General features: G+C 56.9%; 15 protein-coding genes and 1 other annotated feature. Of the genes, 11 read left to right on the forward strand and 4 right to left on the reverse strand.

Annotation, left to right across the window (positions count from 1 at the left end; genetic code table 11):
- Positions 1-159: 159 nt before the first annotated feature.
- Positions 160-1,035, reverse strand: coding sequence for an MDR efflux pump AcrAB transcriptional activator RobA (gene robA, locus F3J36_RS21830; protein ID WP_021508651.1), 876 nt, complete (start codon positions 1,033-1,035; stop codon positions 160-162).
- A gap of 193 nt (positions 1,036-1,228) precedes the next feature.
- Between robA and creA the strand changes: the two genes are divergently transcribed.
- On the forward strand, positions 1,229-1,702 hold the full coding sequence (creA, locus tag F3J36_RS21835; protein ID WP_022548913.1) for a protein CreA: 474 nt from the start codon (positions 1,229-1,231) through the stop codon (positions 1,700-1,702).
- A gap of 50 nt (positions 1,703-1,752) precedes the next feature.
- Here creA and arcA read toward each other — a convergent pair whose 3' ends face one another.
- The gene (gene arcA, locus F3J36_RS21840) at positions 1,753-2,469 is read right to left on the reverse strand and encodes a two-component system response regulator ArcA (RefSeq protein ID WP_021508652.1); all 717 of its coding nucleotides are present in this window, start codon (positions 2,467-2,469) and stop codon (positions 1,753-1,755) included.
- Positions 2,470-3,078: 609 nt separating this feature from the next.
- On the opposite strand from arcA, the gene F3J36_RS21845 reads away from it, so the two are divergent.
- The 5 genes from F3J36_RS21845 (at position 3,079) to thrC (ending at position 8,808) form a co-directional block, all read left to right on the forward strand.
- Positions 3,079-3,798 carry a tRNA/rRNA methyltransferase gene (locus F3J36_RS21845; RefSeq protein WP_031279901.1) on the forward strand — a complete coding sequence of 240 codons (720 nt, stop codon included), beginning with the start codon at positions 3,079-3,081 and terminating at the stop codon, positions 3,796-3,798.
- 171 nt (positions 3,799-3,969) lie between these two features.
- Complete coding sequence (gene thrL, locus F3J36_RS24115; RefSeq protein ID WP_128601299.1) at positions 3,970-4,041, forward strand: thr operon leader peptide; 72 nt, start codon at positions 3,970-3,972, stop codon at positions 4,039-4,041.
- Positions 3,977-4,100: a sequence feature (Thr leader region), on the forward strand. Its footprint overlaps the gene before it by 65 nt.
- A 26-nt stretch (positions 4,101-4,126) precedes the next feature.
- The gene (gene thrA / locus F3J36_RS21855; protein ID WP_021508654.1) at positions 4,127-6,589 is read left to right on the forward strand and encodes a bifunctional aspartate kinase/homoserine dehydrogenase I; all 2,463 of its coding nucleotides are present in this window, start codon (positions 4,127-4,129) and stop codon (positions 6,587-6,589) included.
- Between the two features lie 2 nt (positions 6,590-6,591).
- The gene (gene thrB, locus F3J36_RS21860; protein ID WP_141496455.1) at positions 6,592-7,521 is read left to right on the forward strand and encodes a homoserine kinase; all 930 of its coding nucleotides are present in this window, start codon (positions 6,592-6,594) and stop codon (positions 7,519-7,521) included.
- Positions 7,522-7,524: 3 nt separating this feature from the next.
- Entirely contained in the window at positions 7,525-8,808 is a 1,284-nt protein-coding gene (gene thrC, locus F3J36_RS21865) for a threonine synthase (protein ID WP_021508656.1), read from the forward strand.
- A 119-nt stretch (positions 8,809-8,927) separates the two neighbouring features.
- Here thrC and yaaA read toward each other — a convergent pair whose 3' ends face one another.
- Positions 8,928-9,701 (reverse strand): peroxide stress protein YaaA, encoded by a 774-nt coding sequence (gene yaaA / locus F3J36_RS21870; RefSeq protein ID WP_058757132.1) that lies wholly within the window; start codon positions 9,699-9,701, stop codon positions 8,928-8,930.
- Positions 9,702-9,913: 212 nt separating this feature from the next.
- On the opposite strand from yaaA, the gene tal reads away from it, so the two are divergent.
- The 3 genes from tal (at position 9,914) to F3J36_RS21885 (ending at position 13,003) form a co-directional block, all read left to right on the forward strand.
- Positions 9,914-10,867, forward strand: coding sequence for a transaldolase (gene tal, locus F3J36_RS21875; RefSeq protein WP_058757131.1), 954 nt, complete (start codon positions 9,914-9,916; stop codon positions 10,865-10,867).
- Between the two features lie 124 nt (positions 10,868-10,991).
- Positions 10,992-11,579 (forward strand): molybdopterin adenylyltransferase, encoded by a 588-nt coding sequence (gene mog, locus F3J36_RS21880; RefSeq protein ID WP_166720590.1) that lies wholly within the window; start codon positions 10,992-10,994, stop codon positions 11,577-11,579.
- A gap of 113 nt (positions 11,580-11,692) precedes the next feature.
- Entirely contained in the window at positions 11,693-13,003 is a 1,311-nt protein-coding gene (locus F3J36_RS21885; RefSeq protein WP_058757129.1) for an MFS transporter, read from the forward strand.
- A 39-nt stretch (positions 13,004-13,042) separates the two neighbouring features.
- On the opposite strand, the gene satP is transcribed toward F3J36_RS21885, so the two are convergent.
- Entirely contained in the window at positions 13,043-13,603 is a 561-nt protein-coding gene (gene satP, locus F3J36_RS21890; protein ID WP_136547120.1) for an acetate uptake transporter, read from the reverse strand.
- A 297-nt stretch (positions 13,604-13,900) separates the two neighbouring features.
- Between satP and dnaK the strand changes: the two genes are divergently transcribed.
- Together dnaK and dnaJ are read left to right on the forward strand one after the other, a co-directional pair.
- On the forward strand, positions 13,901-15,811 hold the full coding sequence (dnaK, locus tag F3J36_RS21895) for a molecular chaperone DnaK (RefSeq protein WP_021508662.1): 1,911 nt from the start codon (positions 13,901-13,903) through the stop codon (positions 15,809-15,811).
- Positions 15,812-15,914: 103 nt separating this feature from the next.
- Complete coding sequence (gene dnaJ / locus F3J36_RS21900) at positions 15,915-17,051, forward strand: molecular chaperone DnaJ (protein ID WP_021508663.1); 1,137 nt, start codon at positions 15,915-15,917, stop codon at positions 17,049-17,051.
- Positions 17,052-17,443: the final 392 nt, after the last annotated feature.

A 17,443-nucleotide genomic window follows, 5' to 3' on the forward strand; every position in this document is an offset into this window, starting at 1 on the left:
AGCGCATGGCGCAGAATGACCGCGTATCGGTGCGTATCAATGATCGCGTATCGGTGCGCATCAATGCGCACCCTACGAGGTGCATGGGCAATGCGCATCGGCGACAAACGGTGAATTTTGTGTAGGGTCGCCATTCATGGCGACCATCGACAACGCCCGTTACTGCTGCGGACGAATCGGAATCAGATACTCGCAGCGAATCTCCATTGGCGGCTCGCTGCGCTTCTTGCCACCGTGCGTATAGAAACGCTCAATATCCTGGCCCTGACGGCGCACCAGGCCGAGGGTCGGCATACAGGTGCCGTACAGCAGCAGAATAAACTCCTGCAGCGCAGTGCGCGGTCCCTGATAGCTGAACTGCACATAATCCCCGGCTTCCAGAATCACACTCTGGTTTGACTGCATGCTCAGCGCCTGCTGGTCGGCCGGCACCGCCGTGGTGTACAGAATCTCCTGCTCATCATCCTTCTCATGGCTGGCGCGTACCTGATGCAGGCCATACAGCACCGGTGGCACGGTATCGGTCTCCAGCAGGAACTGCTTCCAGAAGTGGATGCGCATCTCGTCGCGGTAGCTGGAGATCTGCTCCAGCGTGCAGGTATAGCTTTGCGTTTGCCCCACCAGCACCGTTTCCGGCAGCGTGACGAACTGCGCTTGCGGCATCGGGTAATCATCGAGGCGAATCGGCGGGCGAATGCCGTACGAATTCCACTCCGACGAGCGGCGATACCACGCAGGTGTCTGATTGAACTGCTTTTTAAACGCGCGGGTAAAGGTTTGCTGCGAATCGAAGCGATACTGCAGCGCAATGTCGAGGATCGGCCGGCTGGTGAGACGCAGCGCGACGGCGGCCTTGGACAGCCGGCGGGCGCGGATATACGCGCCGATGGCGTGGCCAGTAACTTCCTTGAACATTCGCTGCAGGTGCCACTTGGAATAGCCCGCTTTTAGCGCAACGTTATCGAGCGAAAGGGGTTGATCCAGATGGCTTTCCAGCCAGACAAGCAAATCGCGAATGATACCGGCTTGGTCCATAAAACATCCTCATAACTCTCTGGTGGCGCAACGATGAAGTCACCGAATAGTAGCACGAATTGCACAACGGCGCGGGGGTGGTTTGCCAGTTAACTGTGCTACATCAATGCGGGTTGTAACCCGTTAGGTTTGGTTCTCGGTTCGATTAACAGTACATTACATTCACATCTATTCCGTTTGCAATGGTAACTCAATGACAATAGCTCGCAATCTTATAGTCACGCTGGCAACATTTATGTTGAGTCAGAGCGTGCTGGCCGAGGAGATCGGCTCCGTTGACACCGTATTCAAGATGTTTGGCCCCGATCATAAGATCGTGGTGGAAGCCTTCGACGACCCCGACGTTAAAAATGTAACCTGTTATATCAGCCGGGCAAAAACCGGCGGTATTAAGGGCGGACTGGGTCTGGCGGAAGATACTTCCGACGCGGCCATCTCCTGTCAGCAGGTGGGACCGATAGAGCTTAGCGATAAAATCGCGCAGGGCAAGGCGCAGGGTGAAGTGGTGTTCCGCAAACGCACTTCACTGGTGTTTAAAAAGCTGCAGGTGGTGCGCTTCTTTGACCAGAAACGTCATGCGCTGGTGTACCTGAGCTATTCGGATAAAGTGGTCGATGGCTCACCGAAAAATGCGCTGAGCGCGGTGCCGATTATGCCGTGGCACTGAGCCGATAAAAAAACGCCCTGACGGGCGTTTTTTTGTTTCGCGACGGACGCTTAATCCTGCAGCTCGCCGCAGAAGCGGTAGCCTTCGCCGTGGATAGTGGCGATGATTTCCGGCGTATCCGGCGTCGACTCAAAGTGTTTGCGGATGCGGCGAATGGTGACATCCACCGTGCGGTCATGCGGCTTCAGCTCGCGACCGGTCATCTTCTTCAGCAGGTCAGCACGCGTCTGGATTTTGCCTGGGTTTTCACAGAAGTGCAGCATGGCGCGGAACTCACTGCGCGGCAGCTTATACTGATCGCCGTTCGGGCTGATCAGCGAGCGGCTGTTAATATCCAGTTCCCAGCCGTTGAAGCGATAGCTCTCGACCTGACGGCGCTCTTCGCTCGGCATCGCCAGATTCATGGTACGCGACAGCAGGTTGCGCGCACGAATCGTCAGCTCACGCGGATTGAACGGCTTGGTGATGTAGTCGTCGGCACCGATCTCCAGACCGAGGATTTTATCCACTTCGTTATCACGGCCGGTGAGGAACATCAGGGCGACGTTAGCCTGTTCGCGCAGTTCACGCGCCAGCAGTAAACCGTTTTTGCCCGGCAGGTTGATATCCATAATCACCAGATTGACGTCGTTATCGGTCAAAACCTGATGCATCTCGGCGCCGTCGGTGGCTTCATAGACCACGTAACCTTCGGCCTCAAAAATACTTTTGAGGGTGTTACGCGTGACCAGTTCGTCTTCAACGATAAGAATGTGCGGGGTCTGCATGTTTCGCTACCTAAAATTTGCCAACAAATCGAAAACAGGGCGTACGGCGGTTGCCATAACTGTTCCACTGAACAGTGGGCCGTTCGCAACCGGTGTACGAAATGATCTTCGGAATACACCATCCATCTACGTCAACTTCAGTGTTAGCTCAGCCAGTCAGGATGAATATTTGCGTGCCCCGTGGGTATCGGACTGGCGCTTATCCTAACCGTATTAACAGCAACCTAACAGCACCAACAACAACCGATAAGCATAAAAACAACGCTTCGTTGACTTATATCAAATGCAAGTGTAGCACGTTAACACTTTTATGAAAAACTTCTACTGGAATGCCAGCTTAGCTCACAAAAAGCAGCATTTTCGCTACATTTCAGCTGCATCAGCGCAAAAGTAAAACCTGCAGGTAATAACTTTTCAATTGCATGAAAAATAATGTTTTAATATGGGTTTAGCGCATAAATTTTGCTTATTACGCATAATTACGCCTGCCCGGCATTTTTGCCCTGTTTTAACATCCTTAACATCTTATTTTCTCAGGCCCGTGCGGTTGGTATTTTGTCGCCTGCATGCCAACATAGGTCGGGTTATTAACCGTTCGATGGAAAAATCATGCATTTCCCCCTGATCCTTGTCTCACCCGCTCGCCCGGAGAATATCGGCGCGGCCGCCCGCGCCATGAAAACCATGGGATTTAGCGAGTTGCGTATTGTCGCCAGTGACGCCTGGCAGGATCCGGCCGCGCGGCGTGTGGCCCACGGCGCCGGTGAGATTCTTGACCACGTGAAAACCTATGACACGCTGAGCGCTGCGCTGGCGGATGTCGATTTTTCCGTGGCCACTACCGCCCGCAGCCGGGCGAAGTTTCGCTATTACGCCACGCCGGCGCAGGTCGAAACCATCCTGCAGGAGAAGCGTCAGTGGCTGAACCGCATCGCGCTGGTGTTTGGCCGTGAAGACAGCGGGCTGACTAATGAGGAGCTGGAACAGGTCGATCTGCTGACCGGCATTCCGATGGCGCAGGACTATCCTTCACTGAATCTCGGCCAGGCGGTGATGGTGTACTGCTATCAGCTGTCGGCGCTGCATCAGGTGGCAGCCGCGCCGGTTGAGGCGGCTAACGCGCAGCAGCTGCAGGCGCTGCGCCAGCGTTTTCATCAACTGCTGGTGACGCTGGAGGTCAGCAATGATGCCAAGCTGGCGGACTGGATCGATCAGCGCATCGGTCTGCTTGAGCAGCGCGACAGCGCCATGCTGCACCGTTTGCTGCACGACGTAGAAAAAAAACTTATAGATAATTGCTCGGGAAAACCGGCTCCGGACAGTGAGTGATCGGGCGTCTGTAACGCTGCCTGAACGATCGCAATCCGTTTCGGCGTCTGCGGCGCAGCACTGCGCAGCAGCACCATTCGGGTGCAAAGACAAATTCGTTGACTTAACGTGCGCTTTGCTTTACTTCTGGAAGGCAGACGGACAAGACAAAGACAGACAGAAAAAATCTCAATGCGTAACCACAGCCTGAACACCACCATTATTATTACCACCACCATTACCACAGGTAACGGTGCGGGCTGACGCATACAGGAAAAACAAAAGAAAGAAGCCCGCACCTCAACAGTGCGGGCTTTTTTTTCGGCAAAAATTCAGGAGAGCTTCAATCATGCGAGTGCTGAAATTCGGCGGAACCTCGGTAGCCAATGCGGAACGTTTTCTCCGCGTGGCAGATATTCTGGAAAGCAATGCGCAACAGGGACAGGTTGCCACCGTGCTCTCTGCGCCAGCGAAAATCACCAATCATCTGGTAGCGATGATTGAGAAAACCATCAGCGGCCAGGATGCGCTGCCGAATATCAGCGATGCCGAACGCATTTTTGCCGAACTGCTGCAGGGGCTGGCCGACGCTCAGCCAGGTTTCGATTACGATGGCCTGAAAACCCGCGTTGAGCTGGAGTTTGCCCAGCTGAAACAGGTGCTGCACGGCATCAGCCTGCTGGGTCAGTGCCCGGATGCCGTGAACGCCGCCATTATCTGTCGCGGTGAGAAGCTGTCGATTGCTATCATGGAAGCGCTGCTGCAGGCGCGCGGCCACAAAGTGACGGTGATCGACCCGGTTGAGAAACTGCTGGCGGTGGGCCACTATCTTGAATCGACCGTGGATATCGCCGAATCCACCCGGCGTATCGCGGCCAGCCAGATCCCGACCGACCACATGATCCTGATGGCGGGCTTCACCGCCGGCAACGAGAAGGGCGAGCTGGTGGTGCTGGGGCGCAACGGCTCCGACTACTCGGCGGCCGTGCTGGCGGCGTGTCTGCGCGCGGACTGCTGTGAAATCTGGACCGATGTCGATGGCGTTTACACCTGCGATCCGCGTCAGGTACCGGATGCGCGTCTGCTGAAGTCGATGTCTTATCAGGAAGCGATGGAGCTCTCCTACTTTGGTGCCAAAGTGCTGCACCCGCGCACCATCGCGCCGATTGCCCAGTTCCAGATTCCGTGCTTAATCAAAAATACCGCCAATCCTCAGGCGCCAGGCACTCTGATTGGCGGCGAAGGCGAAGTGGATGAAAATCCGGTAAAAGGCATCACCAATCTGAATAACATGGCGATGTTTAACGTCTCCGGTCCGGGCATGAAAGGGATGGTGGGCATGGCGGCGCGCGTCTTTGCCGCGATGTCGCGCACCGGCATTTCCGTGGTGCTGATTACCCAATCCTCCTCCGAATACAGCATCAGCTTCTGCGTGCCGCAGAGTGAGCAGGCGCGCGCGCGTCGCGTGCTGGAAGAGGAATTCTACCTCGAACTGAAAGATGGCCTGCTCGATCCGCTCGACGTGCTGGAGCAGCTGGCGGTGATTTCGGTGGTGGGCGACGGCATGCGCACGCTGCGCGGCATCTCCGCTAAATTCTTCTCGGCGCTGGCACGCGCCAACATCAATATCGTGGCGATTGCTCAGGGCTCCTCTGAGCGCTCCATCTCGGTCGTGGTCAGCAACGATGACGTCACCACCGGCGTGCGCGTGGTGCATCAGATGCTGTTCGCCACCGATCAGGTGATCGAAGTGTTTGTGGTGGGCGTCGGCGGCGTCGGCGGCGCGCTGCTTGAGCAGCTGCACCGTCAGCAGGCGTGGCTGAAGGGCAAGCATATCGATCTGCGCGTGTGCGGCATCGCCAATTCGCATGCGCTGCTGACTAATGTGCACGGCATCGACCTCAGCAACTGGAAGGCGGCGCTGGCGGAAGCCAAAGAGCCGTTTAACCTCGGCCGGCTGATTCGTCTGGTGAAAGAGTACCATCTGCTCAACCCGGTGATCGTCGACTGTACCTCCAGCCAGGCGGTGGCCGATCAGTACGCAGACTTCCTCGCCGAAGGTTTCCACGTGGTCACGCCAAATAAAAAGGCCAATACCTCGTCGTGGAATTACTACCAGCAGATGCGTGCGGCGGCGGCGAAATCGCGCCGTAAGTTCCTTTACGACACCAACGTCGGTGCCGGTCTGCCGGTGATTGAAAACCTGCAGAACCTGCTGAACGCCGGCGATGAGCTGATCAAGTTCTCCGGCATCCTGTCGGGCTCGCTGTCGTTTATCTTTGGCAAGCTGGATGAGGGCGTGACGCTGTCCGAAGCCACCCGCATGGCGCGCGAGCTGGGCTTTACCGAGCCGGATCCGCGCGACGACCTGTCCGGTACTGATGTGGCGCGTAAACTGCTGATTCTGGCGCGTGAGGCGGGTCATCAGCTGGAGCTGAGCGACATCGACATCGAACCGCTGCTGCCCGCCAGCCTGACGGACATCGCCGACGTCGATCAGTTTATGGCGCGGCTGCCGGAGCTGGACAACGCCTTTGCCGCGCGCGTTGCCAAAGCGCGTGATGAGGGTAAAGTGTTACGCTTCGTCGGCGCGATTGAAGAGGGCGGCGCCTGCAAAGTTAAAATCGATGCGGTGGACGGCAACGATCCGCTGTACAAAGTGAAGAACGGCGAAAACGCACTGGCGTTTTACAGCCGCTATTATCAGCCGATTCCGCTGGTTCTGCGCGGATATGGCGCGGGGAATGATGTCACCGCGGCGGGTGTGTTTGCCGATTTGCTGCGCACGCTGACGTGGAAGTTGGGAGTTTAATGATGGTAAAAATTTATGCACCGGCCTCGATAGGTAACGTCAGCGTCGGCTTTGATGTGCTGGGCGCGGCGGTTTCGCCGGTGGATGGCTCGCTGCTGGGCGACTGCGTGTCGGTCGAAGCGGCAGACCAGTTTAGCCTGCAGAATAAAGGGCGCTTTGTCAGCAAACTGCCCGCCGATCCGCAGGAAAACATCGTTTACCAGTGCTGGCAGCGTTTCTGCCAGGCGATTGGTAAAGACGTTCCGGTGGCGATGACGCTGGAGAAAAACATGCCGATTGGTTCAGGCCTCGGTTCCAGCGCCTGCTCGGTGGTGGCCGGCCTGATGGCGATGAATGAGTTCTGCGGCCAGCCGCTTAACGACACCGAGCTGCTGGCGCTGATGGGCGAGCTGGAAGGGCGCATCTCCGGCAGCGTGCACTATGACAACGTCGCGCCGTGCTTCCTCGGCGGCGTACAGCTGATGATTGAAGAGAACGGGATCATCAGCCAGGAGGTGCCGTGCTTTGATGACTGGCTGTGGGTAATGGCTTATCCGGGCATCAAAGTCTCCACGGCGGAAGCACGCGCCATCCTGCCGGCGCAGTATCGCAAGCAGGATGCCATCAAACATGGTCGTCTGCTGGCCGGCTTTATTCACGCCTGCCACACCCGTCAGCCGCTGCTGGCGGCTAAACTGATGCAGGATGTGATCGCCGAGCCGTATCGCACCAAACTGCTGCCGGGCTTTGCGGAGGCGCGGCAGGCGGCCAGCGACATTGGCGCGCTGGCCTGCGGTATTTCGGGCTCTGGCCCGACACTTTTCGCCGTTTGCAACGAGATGGCAACGGCACAGCGGATGGCAGACTGGCTGAGCCAGCACTATCTGCAGAATGAGGAAGGCTTCGTCCATATCTGCCGTCTTGATACGGCTGGCGCACGTAAACTGGGATAACGCATGAAACTCTACAACCTTAAGGATCATAACGAGCAGGTTAGCTTCGCGCAGGCCGTGAAACAGGGCCTCGGCTCGCAGCAGGGGCTGTTTTTCCCGCTGGAACTGCCGGAATTCGAGCTGACCGACATTGATGCGATGCTGGAGATGGATTTCGTCAGCCGCAGCAGCAAGATTCTCTCTGCTTACATCGGCGATGAAATTGCCGCGCACCAGCTGGCCGAGCGCGTGAAGAACGCCTTTGCTTTCCCGGCACCGGTGAGCCAGGTGAGCGACGATGTGGCCTGCCTCGAACTGTTCCACGGTCCGACGCTGGCGTTTAAAGATTTCGGCGGGCGCTTTATGGCGCAGATGCTGTCGTACGTGTCTGGCGCGGATGAGCAGATCACCATTCTGACCGCGACCTCCGGCGATACCGGCGCAGCGGTGGCGCACGCGTTCTACGGCATGGAAAACGTGCGCGTGGTCATCCTGTATCCGCAGGGCAAAATCAGTCCGCTGCAGGAGAAGCTGTTCTGTACGTTGGGCGGCAACATTGAAACCATCGCGATCGATGGCGACTTCGATGCCTGCCAGGCGCTGGTTAAGCAGGCGTTTGATGACGAAGAGCTGAAGAAAGCCATCGGCCTGAACTCGGCTAACTCCATCAATATCAGCCGTCTGCTGGCACAGATTTGCTATTACTTCGAGGCAGTGGCGCAGCTGCCGCAGGAGAAACGTAATCAGCTGGTGGTGTCGGTGCCAAGCGGTAACTTTGGCGATCTCACGGCCGGTCTGCTGGCGAAATCGCTCGGTCTGCCGATCAAGCGCTTTATCGCCGCGACCAACGCCAACGACACCGTGCCGCGCTTCCTTGCCGACGGTCAGTGGCAGCCGAATGCGACCGTGGCAACGCTGTCGAACGCGATGGATGTCAGCCAGCCTAACAACTGGCCGCGCGTGGAAGAGCTGTTCCGCCGCAAAACCTGGCGCCTGACCGATCTGGCCTACGGCGCGGTGTCGGATGAGACCACCAAAGCCACCATGCGCGAGCTGGCAGAGCTGGGTTACCTGTCAGAACCGCACGCGGCGATTGCCTATCGTCTGCTGCGCGATCAGCTGCAGGAAGGGGAGTTTGGCCTGTTCCTCGGCACCGCGCATCCGGCGAAGTTTAAGGAGAGCGTGGAAGAGATTCTCGGCCAGCCGCTGCCGCTGCCGGAAGCGCTGGCCGCGCGCGCCGATTTGCCGCTGCTGTCGCATGCCATGAAGGCTGATTTCGCCGCGCTGCGGGCGTTTTTGCTGAAGTAAATACCCAACGGGCCGGTCACATCGGCCCGTTATGCATTTTTCTGGCGGCGCGATTTAACGCGCGGGTTTTTAACAGACGCGCAATGATTTGCGCCGCTACGATTCAGGTGAAGCTGGCGTTATTGCTCGCGGCGCTTAAATACCAGCTCGTTACCCTTACTCTCCGCCGCATCAAAGAAATAACCGTCAACATCAAACTTCTTCAGCTGCGTCGGTTTCGTCAGGCGCTTCTCAATCACATAACGGCTCATCAGGCCACGCGCCTTCTTGGCGTAGAAACTGATCACCTTGAACTTACCGTTTTTCTCATCAAGGAACACCGGCTTAACCAGCTCGGCATTCAGCTGCTTCGGCTTGATGGCTTTGAAATACTCATCGGAGGCGAGGTTGATCAGCACGTCATCGCCCTGTTCCGCCAGCGCGTCGTTGAGCTTTTGCGTCAGCAGGTCGCCCCAGAAGCTGTAGAGATCTTTGCCGGCCGGATTCGCCAGTTTGATGCCCATCTCTAAGCGGTACGGCTGCATCAAATCCAGCGGGCGCAGCAGGCCGTACAGGCCCGAAAGCATGCGCAGGTGTTTTTGGGCAAAATCAAAGTCGGCTTCGCTGAAGGTCTCTGCCTGCAAACCGGTATAAACATCACCTTTGAAGGCCAGAATTGCCTGCCGCGCATTATCGGGTGAGAAGGGCGGCTGCCACTGGCTGAAACGGTCGGCGTTGAGGTGCGCCAGTTTGTCGCTGATGCCCATCAGCGAAGCGATTTGCGCCGGGGAAAGATCGCGCGCCACGTCAATCAGCTGCTGTGATTTTTCTAACAGCGCCGGTTGGGTAAACCGTGACGTTGCCAGCGGGCTTTCATAATCCAGTGTCTTGGCTGGCGAGATAACCATCAGCATTGTGTCTGTCCTCGTTGACCCGCTGTTTTCAGGGGATGGATGGGAAAAATGTCGCGACGAGTGTAGCAAAAAAGCTGCACGGATCGGCAAATCGCTCCCATTTGTTAGCGCTATCGTAAAGGGCACGCGGCGATGTTGCGCCGCTTAGCCTGCGTGATATTATCGCAACAGCCTTTTACACCCTGACAGTCAACTTAAGAGAAAAGAGAACCATGACGGACAAACTTACTTCCTTGCGTCAGCTGACTACTGTGGTCGCCGACACCGGTGATATCGCGGCAATGAAACTCTACCAACCGCAGGATGCCACTACTAACCCTTCTTTGATCCTCAACGCTGCGCAAATCCCTGAATACCGCAAACTGATTGACGAAGCCATTAGCTGGGCACGTCAGCAGAGCAGCAACAAAGAAGAGCAGCTGGCGCTGGTTTCTGACAAGCTGGCCGTCAACATTGGTCTGGAAATTCTCAAACTGATCCCGGGACGTATCTCTACTGAAGTTGACGCGCGTCTCTCTTACGACACCGAAGCGAGCATCGCGAAAGCGCGCAGCCTGATCAAGCTGTACAACGATGCCGGCATCAGCAACGATCGTATTCTGATCAAACTGGCCTCAACCTGGCAGGGCATCCGCGCGGCGGAGCAGCTGGAGAAAGAAGGCATCAACTGTAACCTGACGCTGCTGTTCTCCTTCGCCCAGGCGCGTGCCTGTGCCGAAGCGGGCGTGTTCCTGATTTCGCCATTTGTTGGCCGTATCCTCGACTGGTACAAGCAGAACACCGACAAGAAAGAGTACGCAGCGCATGAAGATCCAGGCGTGGTATCCGTGTCTGAGATCTACAACTACTACAAGCAGCACGGCTATGAAACCGTGGTGATGGGCGCCAGCTTCCGTAACGTCGGCGAAATCATTGAGCTGGCCGGTTGCGACCGCCTGACTATCTCTCCAGGCCTGCTGAAAGAGCTGGCCGAGAGCGAAGGCAGCGTAGAGCGTAAACTGAGCTACAGCGGCGAAGTGAAAGCGCGTCCGGCTAAAATGACCGAAGCGGAATTCCTGTGGCAGCACAACCAGGATCCAATGGCAGTGACCAAACTGGCCGAAGGTATCCGCAACTTTGCCATCGACCAGGGCAAACTTGAGAAGATGATCGCCGAACTGCTGTAAGGTGATATGCCGTGGCGGCTGCCGGTCGCCACGGTTTTCGCGTTTCCCTCGCTGATGCTTTGTATTATCCTTTCTGCCATTCCCCTTTTTCTCACCGCCCCGCGGTCAACACAGCGATAACTCTATGGATACTTTACGTATTGGCTTAATTTCCGTGTCCGATCGGGCCGCTAACGGCATCTATCAGGATCAGGGCATTCCGGCGCTGGAAAGCTGGCTTGGCGCTGCGCTGGCAACGCCGTTTGAGATTGAAACCCGCCTGGTTCCGGATGAACAGCCGATGATTGAGCAGGCGATTTGCGAGCTGGTCGACGAACGTTTTTGCCACCTGGTGCTGACCACCGGCGGTACCGGTCCGGCCCGGCGCGACGTCACGCCGGATGCGACCTTAGCGGTAGCCGACCGCGAGATGCCCGGCTTTGGCGAGCAGATGCGGCAGATCAGCCTGCAGTTTGTGCCGACCGCGATTCTGTCACGCCAGGTGGGCGTGATCCGCAAGCAGTCGCTGATCCTTAATCTGCCGGGACAGCCGAAATCGATTAAAGAGACGCTGGAAGGGTTGAAAGCGGATGACGGCACGGTGAAAGTGCCAGGGATTTTCGCGGCTGTACCCTATTGTTTACAGCTGCTGGAAGGGCCTTACGTCGAAACCCACCCGGGGGTAGTAGCAGCTTTTCGCCCGAAAAGCGCACGACGTGAGACAAACGTCTGAAAATTGCCGTTTTCAGGCATAAAATGCAGAGTGACTGGTGTGGCAAAATATTGACGGTATAGTAACCGCAGCTTTACAACTATACTGACATAGCCTCTGGATACCGCACTCTTATGGATTCGCTGACAACGCGTCGACTCAACCGCCAGGATTACAAAACCCTGGCGCTGGCTGCCCTGGGCGGGGCGCTGGAATTCTACGATTTTATCATCTTCGTTTTCTTCGCTGCGGTGATTGGCGAGCTGTTCTTTCCGCCAGACATCCCGGAATGGCTGCGTCAGGTGCAGACGTTTGCCATCTTCGCCGCCGGTTATCTGGCGCGTCCGCTAGGCGGCATCATCATGGCACACTTTGGCGACAAAGTCGGGCGTAAGAAGATGTTCAGCCTGAGTATTCTGCTGATGGCGCTGCCGACGCTGGCGATGGGCGCGCTGCCCACCTACGCCAGCATTGGCATTGCCGCACCGTTACTGATGCTGCTGATGCGCGTGCTGCAGGGCGCGGCCATTGGCGGCGAGGTGCCGGGCGCGTGGGTGTTTGTTGCGGAGCATGTGCCAGAGAAGCGCATCGGTTTTGCCTGCGGCACGCTGACTGCAGGCTTAACCGCCGGCATTCTGCTCGGTTCGCTGGTGGCGACGGTGCTGAATACTTCGCTCTCGCCGGCGGCGATACGCGATCACGGCTGGCGCATTCCTTTCTTCCTCGGCGGCCTGTTTGGCCTGCTGGCGATGTATCTGCGTCGCTGGCTGCATGAAACCCCGGTATTTCGTCAGATGCAGCAGCGCAAAGCGCTGGCGGAAAAGCTGCCGCTACAGACCATTCTCGCCAGCCATAAGCGCGGCATTGCGGTGTCGATGCTGCTTACCTGGCTATTATCAGCCTGTATTGTGGTGGTGATTCTGATGGCGCCGACGCTGATGCAGAAACAGCATGGCGTGCCGGCGGCGCTCAGTCTGCAGGCCAACAGTTTCGCGACCGTGATGCTGCTGATCGGCTGCGTGCTGGCGGGCTGGATTGTCGATCGCTACGGTGCGGCGCGTACCTTACTGATTGGTTCGCTGCTGCTGGCGCTGTGCAGCTGGAGCTTTTTCCAGCAGCTTGGCGGCACGCCACAGATGCTGTTCATCTGGTACGGTCTGGCGGGACTGAGCGTGGGCGTGGTCGGCGTGGTGCCGTTTGTTATGGTGCGGGCGTTTCCGGCGGCGGTGCGCTTCACCGGCATTTCCTTCTCTTACAACGTGTCGTACGCCATCTTTGGCGGCCTGACGCCGATCAGTGTAACGCTAATGATGTCGCTGACGCCGATGGCGCCGGCCTGGTACGTGCTGGCGCTGGCGCTGATCGGCATGCTGGTGGCGCTGTGGTTATGGCATGACAGCCGCCAGGCTAATGCGCAGCTGGATGTCTCGCTGCATTCATCGTAATGACAGCGCGCGGAGCGGCACGGCTCCGCGCGCCATTGATTACTCGCCAATCGGCAACACGCTGCGCTCAAACTTCTCGTTCAGCACTTCGCCCATCGCCAGATAAAAGGCGCTGGCACCACAGACGATGCCCACCCAGCCGGCGATGCGCAGCAGCGCCGCGTGATCCAGCAGATGACCGATAGCCAGCAGCGCAAACAGCAGCGTCAGGCTGGCAAACACAAACTGCAGCATCTTCGCGGCCCGCAGCGTGCCAAAGAACAGAAACAGCGTGAAAATACCCCACAGCGCCAGATAAGCGCCGAGGAAATGGCCATCGGCGGCCGCGGCCAGTCCCATTTTCGGCAGCAGCAGAATCGCCACCAGCGTCAGCCAGAAGCTGCCATAGGAGGTAAAGGCGGTCAGGCCGAAGGTGTTGCCTTTTTTATACTCCAGCAGCCCGGCAAGGATTTGCGCGATGCCGCCGTAAAAGAGGCCCATCGCCAGGATAATCACATCCATTTCAAACAGACCGGTGTTGTGTAAGTTGAGCAGGATGGTGGTCATACCAAAACCCATCAGGCCCAGTGGGGCGGGATTCGCCAGCGTGGTGTTGCCCATAATTCCTCAGCAGCAGCGTTATTGTTTATTGGTTTAACGCCCGCGCCAACAGCGGTGGGGCGCGGGGCGCTGCATCATAATCAGGTGGCTTTTGCCGCACTTTGATCTCACGCGGTAAGAGAATCTAAATTTTTTTTAGTTTTAACCCTTGATGCGCTTCGAAGCGGCCCCATTTAGTTGTCATCAAGCATTGTGAGGCAGCAAAAAAATCTGCCGCAGCAGTTGAAAGTGGTCAGCGTGACCTCATCTCTGCTTCACAACCCAATTTGGCAAAGAATTTAAGTGGGAGACGTTTAGATGGGTAAGATTATTGGTATTGACCTGGGTACAACCAACTCATGTGTGGCGATTATGGACGGTGGCAAAGCACGCGTGCTTGAAAACGCCGAAGGCGATCGCACCACACCGTCAATCATTGCATATACCGGGGATGGCGAAACTCTGGTCGGTCAACCGGCTAAACGTCAGGCGGTGACCAACCCGCAGAACACCCTGTTTGCAATCAAACGCCTGATCGGCCGTCGTTTCCAGGACGAAGAAGTGCAGCGTGATATTAAAATCATGCCGTACAAAATCATCGGTTCTGACAACGGTGACGCATGGCTGGACGTGAAAGGCCAGAAAATGGCACCGCCGCAGATCTCTGCAGAAGTGCTGAAAAAAATGAAGAAAACCGCGGAAGATTTCCTCGGTGAGCCGGTAACCGAAGCGGTTATCACCGTACCAGCCTACTTCAACGATGCACAGCGTCAGGCGACCAAAGACGCCGGCCGTATCGCGGGTCTGGACGTAAAACGTATCATCAACGAACCAACCGCAGCGGCACTGGCGTATGGCCTGGATAAAGGTCAGGGCAACCGCACCATCGCGGTATATGACCTGGGTGGCGGTACCTTCGATATCTCTATCATTGAGATCGACGAAGTCGACGGCGAGAAAACCTTTGAAGTACTGGCGACCAACGGTGACACCCACCTGGGTGGTGAAGACTTCGACAGCCGTCTGATCAACTACCTGGTTGCCGAATTCAAGAAAGATCAGGGCATCGATCTGCACAACGATCCGCTGGCGATGCAGCGCCTGAAAGAAGCGGCAGAGAAAGCGAAAATTGAGCTCTCTTCTGCGCAGCAGACCGACGTTAACCTGCCGTACATCACGGCGGATGCCACCGGTCCTAAGCACCTGAACATTAAAGTGACCCGCGCGAAGCTGGAATCACTGGTAGAAGATCTGGTTACCCGTTCAATTGAGCCGCTGAAAGTGGCGCTGAACGACGCTGGCCTGTCGGTTTCTGACATCAACGACGTGATCCTGGTCGGTGGTCAGACGCGTATGCCAATGGTGCAGGCGAAAGTGGCGGAGTTCTTCGGTAAAGAGCCACGTAAAGACGTGAACCCGGACGAAGCGGTCGCTGTGGGTGCTGCGGTACAGGGCGGCGTGCTGGCCGGTGAAGTAAAAGACGTTCTGCTGCTGGACGTGACCCCGCTGTCGCTGGGTATCGAAACCATGGGTGGCGTGATGACGTCGCTGATCAGCAAGAACACCACGATCCCTACCAAGCACAGCCAGGTGTTCTCGACTGCTGAAGACAACCAGTCTGCCGTGACCATTCACGTGCTGCAGGGTGAGCGTAAGCGTTCGGCGGATAACAAATCACTGGGCCAGTTCAACCTCGACGGTATTCAGCCAGCGCCGCGCGGTATGCCACAGATCGAAGTGACCTTCGACATCGATGCTGACGGTATTCTGCACGTGTCTGCGAAGGACAAAAACAGCGGGAAAGAGCAGAAGATCACCATCAAAGCTTCTTCTGGCCTGAACGAGGAAGAGATCGAAAAAATGGTTCGTGACGCGGAAGCTAACGCCGAGTCAGACCGTAAATTCGAAGAGCTGGTGCAGACGCGTAACCAGGGCGACCAGATTGCGCACAGCACGCGTAAGCAGCTGGATGAAGCCGGTGACAAACTGTCAGCGGAAGACAAAGCACCGATCGAGTCTGCCCTGAACGAGCTGAACACCGCGTTGAAAGGCGAAGATAAAGCAGAAATCGAAGCCAAAATGCAGGCGCTGATGGAAGTGTCCAGCAAGCTGATGGAACTGGCGCAGCAACAGGCTCAGGCCGGCGCAGCGGATGCCGGCGACGCTTCGGCGAAGAAAGATGACGACGTTGTCGACGCTGAATTCGAAGAAGTGAAAGATAAAAAATAATTGCCCCTGACCGGGCGCGACGGCTGGCCTGACAGCCGTTGAAACCAGCACGGGCGTCGGAGATCTCTCCACGCCCGTGCGATCATGTTAAGGGCAGAGAAAAATGGCTAAGAGTGATTTTTACGAGATCTTAGGCGTCTCAAAATCCGCCGATGAGCGCGAAATCAAAAAGGCCTATAAGCGCCTGGCGATGAAGTATCACCCGGACCGTAATCCGGGCGATAAAGAGGCCGAGACGAAATTCAAAGAGGTCAAGGAAGCCTACGAGATCCTCACCGATGCGCAGAAGCGTGCAGCTTACGATCAGTACGGTCATGCGGCGTTTGAGCAGGGCGGTGGTGGCGGCTTCGGCGGCGGCTTTGGTGGCGGCGGTGCCGACTTCAGCGATATCTTTGGCGACGTGTTCGGCGATATCTTTGGTGGTGGTCGCCGTCAGCGCGCCTCACGCGGCGCCGATTTACGCTACAACATGGAACTGACGCTGGAAGAAGCGGTACGCGGCGTGACCAAAGAGATCCGCATTCCAACGCTGGAAGAGTGTGATGTCTGCCACGGCAGCGGCGCCAAAGCGGGCACCCAGCCGCAGACCTGTCCGACCTGTCACGGTGCGGGCCAGGTACAGATGCGTCAGGGCTTCTTTACCGTGCAGCAAGCCTGTCCGACCTGTCACGGTCGCGGCTCGGTGATTAAAGATCCGTGCAACGCCTGTCACGGCCATGGCCGCGTTGAGCGCCAGAAAACGCTGTCGGTGAAAATCCCGGCGGGCGTCGATACCGGCGACCGTATCCGCCTCAGCGGAGAAGGTGAAGCGGGCGAACATGGCGCACCGGCTGGCGATCTGTACGTGCAGGTTTCGGTGAAGAAACACCCGATCTTCGAGCGTGAAGATAACAACCTGTACTGCGAAGTGCCGATCAACTTTGCCATGGCAGCGCTGGGCGGCGAGATTGAAGTGCCGACGCTCGACGGTCGCGTGAAGCTGAAAGTGCCGGCAGAAACCCAGACCGGCAAACTGTTCCGCATGCGCGGCAAAGGCGTGAAGTCGGTGCGCGGCGGTGCGGTCGGCGATCTGCTGTGTCGCGTGGTGGTGGAAACCCCGGTCAGCCTCAACGACAAGCAAAAAGCGCTGCTGCGCGAGCTGGAAGAGAGCTTCGGCGGACCCACCGGCGAGAAAAACAGCCCGCGTTCGAAAAGCTTCTTCGACGGCGTAAAGAAGTTCTTTGACGATCTGACCCGCTAAGCGGGTGCGCAGACAGTAACAAGCGGAGAGGCAACTCTCCGCTTTTTTTATGCGCAGCTCTGCTATGCAGATATTCAACGGCATTGTTTGTCGTCATTCAACGCTTTAACAGATCACCTCCTGTCAAAACGGCAGCATTTTCGCTAGTGACGCAATTTATTGCGCGATAAATCGCGCCGCTACCAATATCGTGCGGCTTGCGACTACCTCAACAGGTCGCCATTTATGGCGAACTCAAGCCGTGAAAATCCCCAGCAAAAAACACTTCCTCACCTTGCAAAAACCGGCTCCGTTTTCGCCAATAGCATTTTTCGGCATTGCGTCGAAAATATATCATAGGTATCTTGCAAGGCGTTTAATGAGAATGATTTTCGATAACATGCACCATCAGC

The organism is Pantoea sp. Cy-640 (assembly GCF_011752635.1).
Taxonomy (GTDB): Bacteria; Pseudomonadota; Gammaproteobacteria; order Enterobacterales; family Enterobacteriaceae; genus Pantoea; species Pantoea dispersa.